Source organism: Microcystis aeruginosa FD4, from assembly GCF_009792235.1.
GTDB classification, from domain to species: Bacteria; Cyanobacteriota; Cyanobacteriia; order Cyanobacteriales; family Microcystaceae; genus Microcystis; species Microcystis viridis.
This window is the reverse complement of record NZ_CP046973.1, coordinates 4,096,396-4,114,415: the sequence shown is the minus strand read 5'-3', so window position 1 is coordinate 4,114,415 and position 18,020 is coordinate 4,096,396. Positions and strand designations below refer to the sequence as shown.

At 41.3% G+C, this 18,020-nt stretch carries 15 protein-coding genes; 13 read left to right on the top strand and 2 right to left on the bottom strand.

Features of this window, described 5'->3' with window-relative positions; genetic code table 11:
- The first annotated feature begins 49 nt into the window (after positions 1 to 49).
- The 12 genes from GQR42_RS20405 (at position 50) to GQR42_RS20350 (ending at position 14,766) form a co-directional block, all read left to right on the top strand.
- Complete coding sequence (locus GQR42_RS20405) at positions 50 to 772, top strand: CHAP domain-containing protein (protein ID WP_158201374.1); 723 nt, start codon at positions 50 to 52, stop codon at positions 770 to 772.
- A gap of 115 nt (positions 773 to 887) precedes the next feature.
- The gene (locus GQR42_RS20400) at positions 888 to 1,376 is read left to right on the top strand and encodes a CHAP domain-containing protein (RefSeq protein WP_158201373.1); all 489 of its coding nucleotides are present in this window, start codon (positions 888 to 890) and stop codon (positions 1,374 to 1,376) included.
- A gap of 13 nt (positions 1,377 to 1,389) precedes the next feature.
- Positions 1,390 to 1,836, top strand: coding sequence for a DUF6636 domain-containing protein (locus tag GQR42_RS20395; RefSeq protein ID WP_158201372.1), 447 nt, complete (start codon positions 1,390 to 1,392; stop codon positions 1,834 to 1,836).
- A gap of 37 nt (positions 1,837 to 1,873) precedes the next feature.
- Positions 1,874 to 2,932, top strand: a complete 1,059-nt coding sequence (locus GQR42_RS20390) for a hypothetical protein (protein ID WP_158201371.1) — start codon at positions 1,874 to 1,876, stop codon at positions 2,930 to 2,932.
- Positions 2,933 to 3,000: 68 nt separating this feature from the next.
- The gene (locus tag GQR42_RS20385; protein ID WP_233271100.1) at positions 3,001 to 4,596 is read left to right on the top strand and encodes a DUF4127 family protein; all 1,596 of its coding nucleotides are present in this window, start codon (positions 3,001 to 3,003) and stop codon (positions 4,594 to 4,596) included.
- A 112-nt stretch (positions 4,597 to 4,708) separates the two neighbouring features.
- Positions 4,709 to 5,772, top strand: a protein-coding gene (locus GQR42_RS20380) for an ISKra4 family transposase (RefSeq protein WP_158200527.1) whose coding sequence is annotated in 2 segments (ribosomal slippage) — positions 4,709 to 4,865 and positions 4,865 to 5,772 — 1,065 coding nt in all. Because the reading frame shifts where the segments join, the coding sequence is not laid out codon by codon here.
- Between the two features lie 212 nt (positions 5,773 to 5,984).
- Positions 5,985 to 6,971 (top strand): hypothetical protein, encoded by a 987-nt coding sequence (locus GQR42_RS20375; RefSeq protein WP_158201370.1) that lies wholly within the window; start codon positions 5,985 to 5,987, stop codon positions 6,969 to 6,971.
- Positions 6,972 to 7,319: 348 nt separating this feature from the next.
- Entirely contained in the window at positions 7,320 to 8,357 is a 1,038-nt protein-coding gene (glpX, locus tag GQR42_RS20370) for a class II fructose-bisphosphatase (RefSeq protein WP_158201369.1), read from the top strand.
- A 184-nt stretch (positions 8,358 to 8,541) separates the two neighbouring features.
- Positions 8,542 to 9,828 carry a glutamyl-tRNA reductase gene (locus tag GQR42_RS20365; protein WP_158201368.1) on the top strand — a complete coding sequence of 429 codons (1,287 nt, stop codon included), beginning with the start codon at positions 8,542 to 8,544 and terminating at the stop codon, positions 9,826 to 9,828.
- 261 nt (positions 9,829 to 10,089) lie between these two features.
- Complete coding sequence (locus GQR42_RS20360) at positions 10,090 to 12,552, top strand: BsuBI/PstI family type II restriction endonuclease (protein WP_158201367.1); 2,463 nt, start codon at positions 10,090 to 10,092, stop codon at positions 12,550 to 12,552.
- A gap of 354 nt (positions 12,553 to 12,906) precedes the next feature.
- Positions 12,907 to 14,070, top strand: a complete 1,164-nt coding sequence (locus GQR42_RS20355) for a DUF262 domain-containing protein (protein WP_158201366.1) — start codon at positions 12,907 to 12,909, stop codon at positions 14,068 to 14,070.
- Between the two features lie 18 nt (positions 14,071 to 14,088).
- Positions 14,089 to 14,766 carry an MAE_28990/MAE_18760 family HEPN-like nuclease gene (locus GQR42_RS20350; protein ID WP_158201365.1) on the top strand — a complete coding sequence of 226 codons (678 nt, stop codon included), beginning with the start codon at positions 14,089 to 14,091 and terminating at the stop codon, positions 14,764 to 14,766.
- Between the two features lie 508 nt (positions 14,767 to 15,274).
- Here the strand turns inward: GQR42_RS20350 and GQR42_RS20345 are convergent.
- Both GQR42_RS20345 and GQR42_RS20340 read right to left on the bottom strand, forming a co-directional pair.
- Complete coding sequence (locus GQR42_RS20345; protein ID WP_158202534.1) at positions 15,275 to 15,676, bottom strand: recombinase; 402 nt, start codon at positions 15,674 to 15,676, stop codon at positions 15,275 to 15,277.
- 113 nt (positions 15,677 to 15,789) lie between these two features.
- The gene (locus tag GQR42_RS20340) at positions 15,790 to 16,608 is read right to left on the bottom strand and encodes a hypothetical protein (protein WP_158201364.1); all 819 of its coding nucleotides are present in this window, start codon (positions 16,606 to 16,608) and stop codon (positions 15,790 to 15,792) included.
- A gap of 245 nt (positions 16,609 to 16,853) precedes the next feature.
- On the opposite strand from GQR42_RS20340, the gene GQR42_RS20335 reads away from it, so the two are divergent.
- Positions 16,854 to 18,017 (top strand): cysteine desulfurase family protein, encoded by a 1,164-nt coding sequence (locus GQR42_RS20335; RefSeq protein WP_158201363.1) that lies wholly within the window; start codon positions 16,854 to 16,856, stop codon positions 18,015 to 18,017.
- The last annotated feature ends 3 nt before the right edge of the window (positions 18,018 to 18,020 follow it).

Genomic DNA, 18,020 nt, shown 5'->3' with positions numbered 1-18,020 from the left:
TCAAAAATGTCGCTTTCAATTTACCTTTACTTTATTGAGGAATATCACTATGACTACCGCACAACAAGTTCTTCAAATTGCAGCCCGGGAAATTGGCTACAAAGAAAACCCAAAAAATTCTAACCATAATAAATTTGGTATTTGGTATGGTATGGATTATCAGCCTTGGTGTGCCATGTTTGTTTCCTATTGCTTTTACAATGCGGGCTTACCTTTACCTATTACTACACCTAAAGGGTTTGCTTATTGTCCTTATGGAGTGAAATGGTTTAGAAATAAAGGATGGTGGCATACAGAGCCTAAAGTGGGTGATGTTGTTTTTTATGATTGGGGAGGTGATGGTGTATCCGATCATGTCGGTATAGTTGAAAAAGTTAATTCTGACGGTTCAATTGTTGCTATTGAAGGGAATACCTCTGATGATTTTGGTGACTCTAACGGTGGCGAAGTTTGCCGTAAAACTCAGAAAAAAGGGATTTTAGGTTATGGTCGTCCTCCTTATCATGGTGTAGTCCCCCCTCATCAAGAGGAACATCTAGTTTGGGAACGTTTCATTGCTCTAACTAGCCCTTATATGCGAGGAGATGATGTCTTGCAGTGGCAACGACAAATGATTCACCGAGGTTGGAATCTTGAGGCTGATGGTGTCTTCAAGGAACGCGATGAGAATGTCTTAAAACAATTCCAAAAACAAAAAGGTCTAACAGTTGATGGCATTATTGGACCGATCTCGTGGGATGCAGCATGGGAAGCACCCATCACAACCGATTAAGTGATTACTAGATGTTGATGAGGTATGGGATTAAACAGAAAAATTAAGCCATACCTCATCTTTAAAAGCTTAAATTAACCTCAAAATTCAAGTTATTTAGGAAGAAACTAAAATTATGACGACTCCACAAGACGTTTTACAAATTGCCATTAGTGAAATAGGCACAACAGAAAACCCTTCAGGTTATGACCAAACTAAATACAATGCTTGGTATGGTATGAATCATGTTCCTTGGGCAGCAATATTTGTTTCTTACTGCTTTTATCATGCGGGTTTACCGTTAGAAATTACCACAGATAAAGGTTTTGCCTATCATCCCCACGCAAAAAAATGGTTTAAAGAACATGGATGGTGGCATACAACTCCTCAAGTCGGGGATATTGTCTTCTTTGACTGGGGACTAGGAAATGATCAATTACCTGATAGCGTTGGCATTGTCGAAAAAGTAAATTCTGATGGTTCAATTGTTGCGATTCGAGGGAATGTCGATAATCAGGTTAAACGAGTAAACCATCAGGGAAGCACGATTATGGGTTATGGTCGTCCACCTTATCAAACTAGCAAACTAGATTCTGAACTTGCTCAGGTATTACTCAATTCCTAACAACATTAGTAACATGATTGAAACTCTAACAAATCAAGTTAGCATCCCTGTATGTTTATCTTTGATCGCCTGTGTCATAACTGTGCTATCCCGTGAACTTAACGCTCAAAATCCCCCTAGCTTTGTGATGCCAAGTGGTAACATTTATTGCGCTCTAATTGGGAAAGATAATAATATGCTACGGTGCGAGATTCAAAGTATGTTAAATCCTCTACCCCCTCAACCTTATCCTAATTATTGTCAATTTGATTGGGGGGCTGGTTTTCTACTCCGTCAACAAGGTAAACCAGAGGTTCTTTGTATAAGTGATACCATTGCCGGTACTAAAAACATACTTTCTTATGGAAAAACTTGGCAACATTCAGGCTTTAAATGTATCTCACAAAGAACGGGATTAATGTGTAGTAACCCCGGGGGACACGGTTTCTTTCTGAGTCGTCAGCAGTGGAAGGTTTTTTGAAATCAAAAATTCACAATCTCCTGGGAGACAATAAATTATGAAAACCTATACCGTTCATCACCTTTTTCAACTATTATTAGGACTCAGCTTGACTCTTTTTCTCAGCTTGATTTTCCCGATCGCTCATATTAAGGCTGAGAATCTACTCGGAAAATATCCCGTCTGTGAACCCTCTGCGGTCGTTCAAGTAACCTGTTCAGAATCAGGAGGCAATTGCCTTTTAGTAGCAGATAATGAACAAAAAGACGTTCTATTTCTCTATCCTGTGAGTTCTAGCCAATTAGACTCAACTCGTCAAAGCCAGTTAGCCTTAGAGAAAAATATAAATGATCTTGAAGCGATCGCAAAATTAGATAATAATAGAGTGCTTCTCTTCGGTTCTCACAGTCGTAACAATAAATGTGAGATCAAAGCAAATAGACAACGGTTTGTACAGGCTCAATTGTCGGGGAATCAATTAAAAATTATTGGCAAACTGATCCAAAGTTCTCCAATCAATTCTCAAGTTCTCTTCCAAGATCTAGATGTGAATTCTAACAAGATTATCAGTGCCGTGAGTCGTGCTATTGATGAGGCGGAAACCCAAGCTGATCAATCATTAGGAGACAAAAATCGGTGTGAACAAGCTAATGCTTTTAATGCTGAAGGAGCAGTGGCGATTCCTGATCCTTTATCTCTTGAAAAATTCAAGATTTGGATAGGTTTACGTTCTCCCGTTGTCACATTAGACGCTAATAATTATGCAGTTTTACTATCAATGGCTAATCTGGATAACTATCAATTCGATGGTGCAACACTTCTAGATTTAGGGGGACGGGGAATCAGAGAAATTACCTTTGATAATAACCAGATTTGGGGAATTGCTGGCGGGCCGAAAGATGGTCAAGATAATTTCGTTTTTTGGAAACTATCGGCTGAGGATCTCAAACCGAATACGATCCTTAAACCTGAAATACTTCGAGAATTACCCCAGTCATCAGAAGGATTAGCGATCGTTGATGGAACAGCCTATATTTTGATTGATGGCGATAGTGGGGAGTCTGGAAATCATTGTGCAGTACCCGCCAAGTTTATGCAATTTACTGTCCCTAATTAAAGTTATGTCCTCAAATTTTGCCAGCTTTAAAACTAGATAATCCTCTCATATTGAAAAAAGGAGAATCGATGATGATTACCCAAAAACTGAAAGCTCTAGTCAATACTGTTATCAAACAATCTACCCTAGATAGCAGTCAGATTACCGACCATACTCAAAAATTTTCCTTGACAGCAGGAGATAAACTTGAGATTAATGATTACAAATCTGCAGCCAATAACCACTGGGAATTAGAATTAACAACCCCTGTTAATCAGATGGCGAAATGGTTCGCTTATATTCCCCATGTCGAAATTAAAAGTAATGACCCTGTGGCTAAGATATTACAAGATATTAAGCTGTCTCAATTTAAGGTGTATCATCGACCAACAGAACAAGATGGAGATGGAGTGGGGATTCCCCCTAATGGACAAGACAACCGTTCAGAAAGAATTTGTCCTGTGTACGTTCTTAGTCCAAGAAGACAGACAGATTCTTTAGTCAGACAACTGATTACACTGCTTCGGGTCAAGGATACAGCGTTCATTATTGCAGAACGATTGGTACAATATCCCGAAGATTATCTACCCACTATTTCTCAATTTCAAAAAGCGGTTATTGTCCAATCTTTTGTTGGTGTCGGTCCTCCTCAACCGGATGCAACTCCTTATCCAGATTGGGCAAAAGAAAGACACGACAAAGAGTTGTGGAGACTCGAACAATCTATCCGTCTATTACAGTCGATGAATCGAAAAATCTCAGCTGTCGTTTGTGCGATGGGAGATTCTCAAAAACATTCATCCAAAGATGTGCGAGAAACAATGCAAACAAGATTATACAATCTTCTGGATAAGTATAATCTCTCGGCTCTCAAACAGCCAATTACTTGGGGAGCAGATGAATTAGTAGCAATGGGAATCGCTCAAACTCTTCCTAAAACTAAAGTGCGTGTCCGCATCTCTAATAAGAAGACTGAAATGTGGTACGACGGGCGACGGCCACCACGAGAACTTGTGACTGAAAAATTACAAGCAGTTGGGTTAGAAGAATCAGAAACTGGCTGGGATTTCGAGGTCGCTATCCTAACTCGTCGTCAAAATGGTAGTATTGATGATTATCAGAAAGACGACCAGGAACAAGCCCAGTTAGACGAGCAATTTCTGGCTCAATATAAGAACTATTCTTCCGAGCAGCGCGCTAAATTAGTCATCATTGATGGCCGACTTTTTAATGGGGCTTGGAATGCCACTTCTGTGTTACCTCATGATGATTTATTGGCCTTCGGTAGTTGGGGAACTTTTGGCAATTGTGTCGGCTCAACTTTGGCGGTGGCAAAAATTCTTTTCTACGCTAAAAATCCTGCCGCTCAAAGACAACTTTATTTAGAAGCCATTGCTCATGATGTTTTTGCTAATGGCTATAAAGAAGTTCAACGACCCGAAGAACCTAAAAGCTTCTGTAATCAGCTAAAAAATCAAACAGGAATCACTTTCAAGCATTACGACGGATATGATAATCCTGCTACGGTCAAAAAAGTCTTTGAGGTCTTAAATCGGCGCGTTAATGTCAGAATGCAAGAACATTTTGCAGGACTTCCCCTTGTTAATAACCGGGTCTTCCGAATTACCCCGCAATTTTGGCGCACTTTTGAGAGGGGAGCATCTCACTTGTGCAATGAGTATTAATGCTTATAGCAGTCAAAAACTAGAAAATCTTGAACCTGATCACAAAGAGAAATGAGATTATAATAGTTATAACTTACGATTCAGAATATATCTCGATGGGAGGAACAGTCCAATGTTATCAGAAAATGAAAAAAGAATTAAAGAGTTATGTCAAGAGTTAGGGCAATGTCTTTATGAACAATCCCAAGTTGAGAAATTTAATAACTTGGCAGAGATAGAAGAGACTGTTAGAGATTTAATGATTCAGTATGTCAACCCAGAAATCGGTATTTTTTTGTCAAAACAAGCACAGGAGAAACAGCCGGTCGGACAAGAAAAGTAAAAAGTATTTTGGGCGAATTACCAATTACAGAAAAACAAGCGAAGAAGTTAGAAGTAAAGCCTCGGACTCAGATGAGTCCAATGTTAGAGAAGAACTGTTTGCTATTAAGTGGCGATGAATCCTACGAGAAATCGGCGCAGAAAATCAAATCATTGACAGGAATTGCTGTTTCTCACAGTACCCAACAACGCCTCGTACATCGCTATGCTTTTGAAGAATTACCGTCTAACCCAGAAGTTGAAGTCGAAGAAATGAGCATAGATGGCGGTAAGGTACGACTAAGAACTGCCAAGGGAAAAGCCTTGATTTGGCGTGATTATAAAGCAGTGAGTTTTCATCAACTGGGGGTAGCGGCCTTTTTTCAAGATAACTCGGCTTTATTAGATTTGGTTAATTCTCAAGTTTTGGCTGAACCTTTAATTTGTTTAGGAGATGGACATGATGGTATCTGGAATTTATTTGGTCAGATAGGAGAGAAACAGGAAAGAATTGAAATATTGGATTGGTATCATTTAATCGAAAACCTCTATAAAGTTGGCGGGTCATTCCAGCGGATTGATGAGGTAAAATGTTTTCTATGGAAGGGGGAAGTGGATGCTGCTATCTCCTGTTTTGAGGGATGGTCAGAGCCGCAAGTGGAGAATTTTATTATTTATTTGAACAAGCATAAACATCGAATTGTCAATTATGGTTATTTGCAGGCAGAGGGCATTTCGATTGGCTCTGGCTCTGTTGAATCAAAAATTAAACAAATTGCTCATCGTCTTAAAATTACTGGTGCAAGTTGGGAATCTGGTAATGTACCGCAAGTCCTTCGTCATCGCTCTGCCTATCTAAATGGTTGCCTTTTTTAACTTTTTTATTGAGTTCATTAAGCATTTCTACTTATTACAAAGGTGAGATGCTCCCTTTGAGAGTGAAGTCCACATCTGGCCAAGATTACCAGAGGAAATTCATAAAGTTGGTATCTATCGTACTGATCTGGAAGCGATTCGCTTTTAATCCTTCATTGGGTGATCAATTCGTCTAACAGTCAATTTTTCAACAATCTCATAGGAGAAATATCATGACTTCCCTACAAATTATTAGTCCCATCAATGATGCTCGCTTTGAATGTCTAAAACCTGTTACTTTTACAGGCAAAGTAAATTCTGGAATAGTCACTGTAGAACTCACAGCAGATGACAAATATTCCCTAGGCAATAATCAGGTTAAAGCAGACGGTTCTTGGTCGATTACTTATTCAGGATTCACGAATCTTGGGAAGCGCAAAATTACTGCCTTTGGCTATGATCAAGCTAATCATAAAGAAGAAACCAGCATTATAATTTATGTGGCAGCTCCCTCAGATTATACTAAAACTATTTATCAGGGTTTAGTTTTAGATGCCTATAAAAACCTTGAACACACCAAGTTCCTAGCAACAGATCACAAGTTAAGTGAAGAAGAAGGATGCAAGCTATTTGAACAAGGAATCCTGCCCATTCTTCAGTCCAAAGAAACCTTTATGGAAGCAACGAAGGAAGGTCATGAGAAACTAGATAAATTAGTTGCACAAAAAAAAGATCAATACGGTATTCATCTTGCACCCTGCGCTTATTCTGTCTCCTGTGTGATGAAATATCGGGCTGAAAAGTTAGGATTAGCCACCGTCAAAGCACTTTTCCAAGACCCCTGTTTAATTGATAATGTTCAAGTTACAGGCGTTGAGAAAAAACTGCGTCGTCTGGGATTTCTCTACTTTTTGAAAAAAGATTACCTAGCACCTCGTGGGGCAATTGGAGCAAGAGCGCCACGCTGGAAGTCCCAAGTAACGGAGAACGAGTCTGGTCATATCTATTTCATCACCAAAGATGGGGCAAAACGGACTCAATTTCCCAACCCAGGTCAAGAGAATGAGCCAGCAGAAACCGGAATAAACGGGCCTAAATGGCAAATTAAAGACCTTCATGCTGAAAACCTCGATTTCTTCGATCATGTTTTTATGCAATGGGAGAATGGCTATACAGAAGGATTTTGGTTGCCACCGGGCATTTATCCTTTAAAACGTTAGGATTTTAAGGATTAGAGCTTTGTCCAGGGGAATTCCGGCGGAAGTCAGGGAATAGGCTGATTTCTCGCCTGAAATGGACTGACTTTTTAATCATGCAGGAGGTCTGTTATTTAACGATCCCAACCAGAACGATAACAGGGGCTATATTAACGCCAAAATCAGCGATAAAAGTCCCAATCGCCAAGATTAGGCGATAATAGTCCCAAAAACTCCCTAGCCATACTGGTCTCCTCGAGATGATCTACATAAAAACTTAAGAATGATCCCCGTCTGGTGATAGACTTTTGACTGTTAAGGAAACAAACTCACTAGATAAATCATAGATTCAGTTGTAGGGAGGATCATCGAGTGGAAAGTACGCTAGGGTTAGAAATTATCGAAGTGGTCGAACAGGCTGCCATTGCCTCCTCGAAGTGGATGGGTAAAGGTGAAAAAAATACCGCCGATCACGTCGCTGTGGAAGCGATGCGCGAACGGATGAATAAAATCCATATGCGCGGTCGCATCGTTATTGGAGAAGGGGAAAGAGACGAAGCTCCCATGCTCTATATTGGCGAAGAAGTGGGTATCTGTACCCAAGCTGATGCCAAACAATATTGTAATCCCGACGAATTAGTCGAAATCGATATCGCCGTCGATCCCTGCGAAGGCACTAACTTGGTTGCCTACGGTCAAAATGGTTCTATGGCCGTGTTAGCGATCTCCGAAAAAGGTGGATTATTCGCCGCTCCTGACTTTTATATGAAAAAATTAGCGGCTCCCCCAGCAGCTAAAGGTCATGTGGATATTAATAAATCGGCGACGGAAAACCTGAAAGTTCTTTCCGATTGTCTCAATCGTTCGGTGGAAGAATTGGTGGTAGTGGTGATGGATCGTCCCCGTCACAAGGAATTAATCCAAGAAATCCGCAACGCTGGGGCCAGAGTTCGTCTGATCAGCGATGGTGACGTATCGGCCGCTATTTCCTGCGCTTTTTCGGGAACTAATATTCATGCTCTCATGGGTATCGGTGCCGCTCCGGAAGGGGTAATCTCGGCGGCGGCTATGCGTTGTCTGGGGGGTCACTTCCAAGGACAATTAATCTATGATCCCGAAGTGGTCAAAACCGGTTTAATCGGCGAAAGTCGCGAGGGTAATATCGCTCGTCTGCAAGAAATGGGCATCACCAATCCCGATCGCGTTTACGGTTGCGAAGAATTAGCCAGTGGCGAAACCGTCCTCTTTGCCGCCTGTGGGATCACCCCCGGCACCCTGATGGAAGGGGTACGCTTCTTCCACGGTGGCGCTCGTACCCAAAGCTTGGTTATCTCCACCCAATCGAAAACCGCTCGCTTTGTCGATACCGTTCACCTGTTCGACCAACCCAAATACATTCAACTGAGATAATTCTCTGACCCGGTGGGGTGGGTATGGCTCACCTCGCCCCCATTGGTAAAAATATATAAAGTTTTTTTTCAAACATCTTTTATTTGCATCCCGATTGGGACTAAATTGCAACAATTAGAGACATAACGCACTGATCTTTATCAATAATTTTTGTAGCCTGAGCAACATTTGTAGGAGAACATAAATGAATATTGCTGTAGTGGGCTTGAGTCACAAGACAGCCCCTGTGGAAATTCGCGAAAAATTGAGTATCCCAGAAGCGAAAATCGAGTCCGCTCTTACCCACCTTAAGGGTTATCCCCACATCCAAGAGGTGGCCATCATCAGCACCTGTAACCGTTTGGAGATCTACGCCGTGGTTACGGATACGGAAAAGGGCGTGGTGGAAATTACCCAGTTTCTCGCTGAAATCGGGCATATTCCCCTTAATGTTCTGCGTCGTTATCTGTTTACCCTGCTGCATCAGGATGCTGTCCGTCATCTACTGCGGGTGTCGGCCGGTTTAGAAAGTCTTGTCCTCGGTGAAGGGCAAATTCTCGCTCAAGTTAAAAATACCCATAAATTAGCTCAAAAGTACAATAGTATTAGCCAATTACTCGATCGCCTGTTTAAACAAGCGATGACTGCCGGTAAACGCGTCCGCACGGAAACCAGCATCGGTACGGGAGCCGTATCGATCAGTTCGGCAGCGGTGGAGTTAGCCCATGCTCAGGTGGCAGACCTCAGCAGCAAGAAAATCGCTATTATCGGGGCAGGGAAAATGTCCCGATTATTAGTTACGCATCTTCTGGCTAAGGGTTCTCAGCAAATTGCGATCGTCAATCGCTCCCAAAGACGGGCCCAGGAGTTGGCCCGTGAATTTCCTAGCGTACCGCTGCAACTATATGGCTTAGAAGAGATGATGACTACCGTAGCGGCATCGGATATCGTCTTTACCAGTACCGGAGCCACGGAACCAATTTTAACTAAAAATTTATTGACAGAAGTGACGATTACTGCTAAATCGCTGATGTTAATCGATATTTCTGTTCCCCGCAACGTCCATACCGACGTGAAGGAATTGGCACAAGTACAAGCTTTTAACGTCGATGATCTTAAAGCGGTGGTTGCCGCCAATCAGGAAAGTCGCCGTCAGATGGCTAGGGAAGCAGAGGCACTCCTAGAGCAGGAAGTGGAAGCTTTCGAGCTTTGGTGGCGTTCTTTGGACACTGTACCGACAATTAGCTGTTTAAGAAGCAAAATTGAAGATATTCGCGAACAGGAATTAGAAAAGGCCCTCTCCCGTTTGGGGACGGAATTCGCCGAAAAACACCAAGAAGTTATCGAAGCAATGACCCGCGGTATCGTTAATAAAATCCTTCACGAACCCATGGTACAACTGCGGGCCCAACAGGATATCGAAGCGCGTAAGCGTTGTTTACAATCCCTGCAAATGCTCTTTAATCTCAGTGTCGGGGAGGAATATAGTTAGGGGCCGACAATTGACAAAAATTAAGGGCGATTCTATTGGTCTGTTAAGATGATTTTGAGGGATTGGGGGCGAATAATTTGGCAGTATTCCCCTATCCACAATTTCAAGATTGACAGACCACTCAGCTGTTGACTCTCTAAATTACTCGTTAAGACTGTCCATGAGCGCCGGAGTTGGCAGCAGGGAGCGGTATAATTGATAGTTAGGTGTACCGGGAAGGAGTTCTGTGCTATTGATTCATAACTGCTACTAAATGACCAGATGGCAACGTTCCTTACTGATTCTGCTGATATAGCCAGAGTCTACTACTCTTCAAGATTGAACTTGAAACAGCGTAGTCAGTTGGGTCAGTTCTTGACCCCCGCAACTGTTGCGCGTTTCATGGCAGGACAATTCAACAACCTGTCTGGTCATATTCACCTTCTAGATGCTGGGGCTGGAATTGGAACTTTAACTGCTGCTGTAGTAGAGCGGTTACTGGCAAACCCCGATCAGGTTAGTAGTTGCAGCATTACAGCATATGAAGTCGAACCAGTCTTCTTCCCCTCGCTAAATCAAACCCTCACAGAATGCTGTGCCGCTTTGAACGGAAAAGGAATTCAAGCAGATTATTGCTTGCGGGAGGAGAATTTCATCAAAGCTAGTAGTGAAATGAACTTGCCACTCTTTAAGAAGGTAGTTCCGGGCTTTACTCATGCGATTCTGAATCCACCTTATAAAAAGATTCACAGCCAATCAGCAGAAAAGAAAGTTCTTGCAAGTATTGGGATTGATACTGTAAATCTCTACAGCGCATTTGTTTGGCTTGCCATCGTACAACTTATAGACGATGGCGAAGTGGTTGCGATTACGCCGAGAAGTTTTTGCAATGGCAAGTATTTTCGCCCTTTCCGAAAAGCCTTCCTAGAATACATGAAACTAGATAAAATCCATATATTTGAGAGTAGATCAGCAACCTTCTCAGAAGATGAGGTATTACAGGAAAATATTATTTTTCACGCCCTAAGATCTAAACAAAAACCTGGCACTGTAAAAATAACCAGTAATGCTGAGATGGCATTAGACGAGATTTCAGAATCTAGATATGCTTCCTATGACGAAGTGATTGAGCCGAATGATTCTGAACAGTTTATTCATATTGTTACAAATTCTCTCAAGAATTCCTTGAGAGTTCAAATGAATAAAATGCCCTGTACATTGGATGAGATAGGCTTAGAAGTTTCCACTGGTCCAGTTGTTGATTTTCGCCTGAAATCGTCTTTAAGAAACCATTTGAGTGATAGAACTGTTCCCCTACTTTATCCAGAATCTGTAAAAGTAAGGAAAGTAGTATTTCCTCCTGATAATCCCCGCAAGCCCATTGCGGTAGAAAAAAATAACGAAACAGAAAAATGGTTAATTGAGCCTGGCTGGTATGTTTTGACAAAACGTTTTTCATCCAAAGAAGAAAAGCGTCGTGTTGTTGCTGCTGTGTGTTCTCCTATTGGTTCAAAATCTCTAGGTGTCGAAAATCATCTTAATTATTATCATGCTAAAGGCAGAGGAATGCCTCCTGATGTAGCTAAAGGGTTAGCCGCATTTCTGAATTCAACTTTATTTGATAGCTACTTTCGTCAATTTAGTGGACATACACAAGTCAATGCTACCGACCTTCGTAGGGTTAAGTATCCATGTAAAAATGACTTAATCCAAATAGGAGTTCAAGTTGGGGACAATGACTTAAACCAAGAAGAAATCGATCAAGTTGTACATGAAGTTCTATCAATTATGGATGAAGCAAGCACCGCAGTTCAAGCAAACAAACGAATCGAAGAAGCACTTACAATTCTCAAGGCTATCTCTGCTCCTAGAGAGCAACAGAATGAAAGGTCTGCACTATGCTTACTTGCGTTAGCAGATATTCAACCTGATCAACCCTGGAGCCAAGCTACTGCACCAAAACGCGGAATTACAGAAATGATGGATTGGTTCCGTGATCATTACGGAAAACAATATGCACCAAACACACGGGAAACTGTTCGACGACAGACAATGCATCAATTTGTGCAGATGGGACTGGTGGTCGAGAATCCAGACAAACCAGACCGACCAATTAATAGCCCTAGGTGGTGCTACCAACTTGATCGGCAAGCGTTATCACTGCTTCAAGTTTATGGCTCTGAGCAGTGGGAAGAAGCTCGTAGAAATTACGCAGTTTCAGTTACTAATTTGTTGCAAGCCAGGAATCGAAATCTGCCCATGATTCCTATAACCTTACCCGATGGTCGGGCGATTCAGCTTTCATCAGGTGGGCAAAATATTTTAATTAAAGACATCTTAGAAAGCTTTTGTCCAAGATTTACGCCAGGGGGCGTAGTTCTATATATTGGCGATGCCGGTGATAAATTTATAATCAACGAAACACAAAAATTCCGAGAAATGGGGATTGAATTAGATACTCACGGGAAAATGCCTGATCTTGTTATCTATCATAGATACCAAGATTGGCTTGTCCTTATAGAAGCGGTGACGAGTCATGGTCCAGTGAATTTGAAGCGCCACAATGAACTAAAGCAACTTTTTCAATTAAGCTGTAAGGGTCTTGTCTTTGTTACTGCTTTTCCCAGTCGTAGGGAAATGACTCGTTATCTTGCTGAAATTTCTTGGGAAACAGAAGTTTGGGTAGCTGATCAGCCCGATCACATGATTCACTTCAATGGAGAGAGATTCCTCGGTCCATATTAGAACCCAGAAAAGCGTTCTTAAAGATATCAGTTGTGAAAGTACACCTAACTTCACCGTTAGGTGGCTTAGCTAGCTGTAGGGTGCGTTCCCTAATGCAAGTCCTACTGCTCCACCAATAGGTTTTTGGGAACGCACCATGCTCATTCATTGAAACTGTGAGTCTAAGAGTGCGGTGTCGAAGCCACTGCCTAACAGCACGTCAATTAGAAGTAGGACAGAGGAGGGTGCGAGACAGCAGGGAGCGATATGATTAATAGTTAGACTGTCAAAAACTGAGTTCTCTCTTTCACAGAGTCGTCATCAATTTCATTGTTAGCTTGTTATACTTGGAAAAGCATACTAAGCCTGAGTAATATGGAAAACCTTGCAGAAAAAGTAGCCTTACTCGAAAAAGAAGTCTCAGATGAGAGAAAAAGACTTTCGTCTGATAGGCTTGACATTTCTTTTGGGGAGTTGATCAACCTATACAAAAATAATGAATTAATAATTAGACCAGAGTATCAGAGATTATTCCGATGGTCAGAAGCACAAAAAACTGCACTTATAGAATCAATTCTACTCTCGATTCCAATTCCTCCAATATTTGTGGCCGAGGATAAAAACGGTGTATGGGAATTAGTCGATGGATTGCCACGTGTTTCTACTTTCATAAGTTTTTTTGGTGAACTAAAAGGTAGTGGATGGACAATTGACTATCAAGAAGATAGAGACAGATCAGTAGTCGAAGAAGAAGAAGAAATTGATGAGGAAAGCGGGGAAGAAACTGGAGAGAGAAAAACTATAAATAAATGGACTTTGCAAGAAGGAGGATTGGTCAAAAGCTTGCAAGGCTTTAATGTTGACAATCTTCCAACAAATCTAAAAATAAACTTGAAAAGGGCTGTTTGTAGAGTTGAAATTCTGAGAGGAGAAAGTAGTACTTCCATGAAGTATGAGTTGTTCAAAAGACTCAACTCTGGAGGTTCAAAATTAACTCCACAAGAGATAAGAAATGCAATTTATCGAGGGGTTAATCCCAGGCTTAACGAGCTTTTACTAAAAGTTAGTCAAAGCAAAGTTTTCAAATCTCTTACTCAATTAAGTAGTGGCAAACTTAATGAATTATATGATCAAGAATTAGTTCTTAGGTTTTTTGCTTTCTACAAAAATGCTGAAAATGTTAATGAAAATATGGAGAAGTTTTTAAACAATTTTATGGAGAAAACTGTTGAGAACGCTAATTTTGACTATGATGTTTATGAATCTCTCATCATGAGAGTTTTAGAGTTAATTTACCAAATAGAAGACAACAAGATATTCAGAAACGATAGAAACTTATTTGTTCCAGCTTATTTTGAGGGTATATTAATCGGAGTTGCTCAAAATATCGAGACGTATGCTGAAGACCTTGAACTTTTGAAATCAAAGATAACACAATTAAAAAGTGACGACGACTTCAAAAGGTATTCTGGAACCTCTTCTAATAGTAAAAGTCGGATTAGAAATCGTCTTAAAAGAGTAGATGAAATTTTTCAATAATAAACTTAGCAATAGGCTATGGATGATTTTGATAGGGCATTGCAAGAGATTATTGAAGAGAGAATATCTGTTCTTTTCGAAATTGAGAGAGCAATTTTTACGAGAAGGTACTCTCTATCTTCAAAGCATCAAGACATTTTCTCAACTCAATCAATATCGATGATTTATTCTTTATGGGAAAGCTTTATCCAAAAATCTTTCAACCTCTATATTGATGAACTTAATAATGTTGGCAGATATCTTCATGATTTTTGCGATGAAATAGTTATTCACCACAGGGAAAACTCCTTTAAACAGTTCAAGGAATATCCTACAAATGACAATAGAAAAGTAAGTTTTTTTGCTTCACTTAAAGCGTTTCACGCTGGGGATAGCTGCCCTATTTCAAGAGTTGTTAATACCGAGAGTAATGTTGGTTTCAACGTCTTAAACAAATTACTCAAAAGCTTTGCACTTGAAAAGTTTCCAGAACATTGGAAGGATTATGCACATCCGAATCCTAATTTAAAGGAATCCTTAGAGTTATTTCTGCGGTTACGCAATGCTGTAGCTCCTGGAGGTGATTTAGCACCAGAGGAGAGGATTGACCAGAAAGTCTATACCAGATTTAAGAAGTTGGTGACAGATTTGATGTATGAAATCCGATTGAAAATGTTGTATGGTCTTAAACATAAAACATTCTTAAAGTTGCAGTAGCGTATTGTAACAAATAGCAGGTAATAGTGTGATCGCAAATCTGATCGGGTGCTTTAAGTTAACCTATCCTTGAGTGGAATGCTAGAAAGCCTTCTGCGGTGATTATGCCAATATTTAGGGGTATTAGACCGATGGAAGTGGGATAGTAGGATAGAGGAGGGTGCGGAACCGCAGGGAGCGGTATAATTAATAGTTGGGCGGCAGTAGGACGACGAAACTGAACAGTCATCAACCATTACAAAATAAAGTAACGCTATATGGCTAATAAATCCCATTTTAATAGTGGACACATGGCAATAAATCAGTTGAAAAAGAATGGAGTTTTGCATAGTTCAACGATCATTGGGATTTCAACGCTTCGCACGGTTCATGGTGTCTTTATTCAAGATGCGGTTGACTTTTTAAAGGCATTGCCTGATTCCTCAGTCCAACTAATTCTGATCGACCCGCCCTATAATCTTGACCTAGACAAGTGGGATAGTTTCCATAACTATCTCGATTGGGCAAATCACCTTACGGTTTCCAGCCATTCACTCATTTCTTCCTTGATGGTTTCTTTAAGTTCTCGCAAATCATCTTTATCTATTAGACCTTTTTCCAGTAAGAAAGTGTAGAACTTTTTCAGACTACCTGCGTTAGCCTTGATGCTTGATTGACTAGCCCACATCGCCTTTTTGATAAACCAATAACCCAAAAAGTCACTGACCATATCTACCCCGTCTTTGGCTTCTACTGCATCCTCATAGAGTAAATATTCGTTGATATAAAAATCTATATTTGAAACATGATTATTAATGGTTTTTTCCGACAGACCTGATGATTCTAGCCAACCCTCAAAATCCTTTAGTAATTCATGATTGGCTTTTCTTATCTTTTGACAGTCAGCCTCGTATTTCTGGGAATCATCCATCACAAATCTCTCTCCTCCAAATCGCTGCTCGATGGTCAATAGGGTAATGAATCAAGTCTTTTTTCCAAAGGGTCAACGTCGGCCAACCGCCGGAATTGCCTTTCTCTTTTCTGTTAAATAGCTTCAACGATGTTAGACTCAATTTGCTCAATGATGGCGGCCACATCTTCTTCTGTATCTCGAGGTTGAGTTAATTCCACATCCGTTGAGAAGAGGCACATTTGAGTCCAGTCTAAGTTTTCCACTTCACACTGGTCAATCACCGAACTGGGGATGTTTTTCAGGGTGATGCTATCCCATTCAATGCCGATGAGATTGCTCTGCCGCTCAATTGTCACAATTCTCCCTTGCCAACCACCGATGTCAGTCCCCAAATCTGGGTCAAGTACACCCTGTTTGACGATGACCGAGTCGCCGACTTTGAAGGCAAACTCTGACTCGGAAAATTCTGGCGACAAGCTGGAGGCAACCGAGAGATGATACTCGCTTCCTAGCTCTTTTAACTCAAAATCCACAATCATCCGCTTGTTTTCCGAGAAATAACGGTTTTTCCTAGCGATTAGCTCCTGGATTAGCTCTTGAATCTCCGCCTTGAGCCTTTTATCTCCTTTAAGAAGGTCTTTATTAAAAACTCGGTCTATCATCTCTTGCCGCTTTGATTCGGGGGACAACGCCAGATTCCAAGCGATTATCCCTAGGGTCAGCAGTGTTCGCATAGATACCTTCGTTTCATTGGATTCGCGGTAAGGCTCGATAAAATCCTCCAGAACTTCCGACATTTTGACTTCCCCAGAAGGAGAGACGACAATTTCCTTGAAAGCCGATGACTTTTCTCTTAATTTCTTCTCAAAGCTTTTCAAGGGTTTTTCGGATCCTTGGGACATTTTCTGCAGCCTGAGCAGTTCACTAAATGCCTTCGATTTTTTAGCCATGATTGAGCCGGAAAATATGTGTTATTAATCCTGTTGGGTTACTGCACAACATTGGAATAGGGAAATTGTAACTGCTGTCAGAGAGCGATTGCGCTCTCATTATTAAATCTTAAAGTTCTGGCCTGAGTCGTCAGCTGTTGACTACTATCCGATACTTTTTTGTTAACATAGATTAGCAATCCACTTTCAGAGATTCTGTTAAAACAGAGGATATATCCTTCCCGAATCCCCCGCAGGGGAAAAATATGTCTCAAAAGCCGATTTATCTAGATTGCCACGCCACGACACCCCTAGAGCCGCAGGTTCTGGCGGCGATGTTGCCCTATTTTACCGAACACTTTGGTAATGCCCATAGTATTAATCATGTCTATGGTTGGACAGCCGAGGCTGCAGTTAAACAAGCAAGAGAAACAATCGCCGCTGCTATTAATAGTAGTCCCGAAGAAATTATTTTTACCAGTGGAGCAACGGAGGCTAATAACCTCGCTATCAAAGGGGTTGCCGAAGCCTATTTCGCCAAGGGAAGGCACATAGTTACGGTGGTGACAGAACATCGCGCCGTTTTAGATCCCTGTCATTATCTGGAAAAATTGGGTTTTGAGGTGACAATTTTACCCGTCGGGGCTGATGGCCTAATTGACTTAGAACTACTAGAAAAATCTTTGCGTCCTGATACGATTTTGCTGTCAATTATGACCGCTAATAACGAGATTGGGGTGATTCAACCTTTAGCGGCAATTGGGGCGATTTGTCGCCAGTATCAGGTACTTTTTCATACGGACGCAGCCCAAGCAATCGGCAAAATTCCCCTAGATGTGGAGGAAATGAATATAGATTTGATGTCCTTAACTGCCCACAAAGTCCACGGACCAAAGGGAATCGGTGCGCTGTACGTCCGGCGCCGAAACCCCAGAGTCCGTCTCGCCGCTCAAATTCAAGGGGGAGGCCAGGAAAAAGGACTGCGATCGGGTACAATATTTACACCGCAAATTGTCGGTTTTGCCAAGGCAGTAGAATTGGGCATCAAAGCGATTGAAGAAGATAACAGCTACTTAAATCAGTTAAAAGCCCGTTTATGGGAGATTATCAGTCAATTAGACAGAATTTATCTCAATGGTCATCCTAGCCAAAGATTAGCCGGAAATTTAAATATTAGTATTGAAGGGGTGGACAGTGCGGCGTTATTGTTAGGATTACAGCCAATAGTGGCGCTTTCCTCCGGTTCTGCCTGTTCTTCTAGCCATACCGCCCCCTCTCACGTTTTAACTGCCTTGGGTCGCCCCGAATCTCTCGCTTATGCCTCCCTGCGCTTCGGGTTGAGTCGTTTTAATACTTTAGAAGAAATTGAACTGGTGGGGGAACAGGTGGTTTTAACGGTTAATTCCCTCCGCAAAGCCAAAAATTTTTGACGT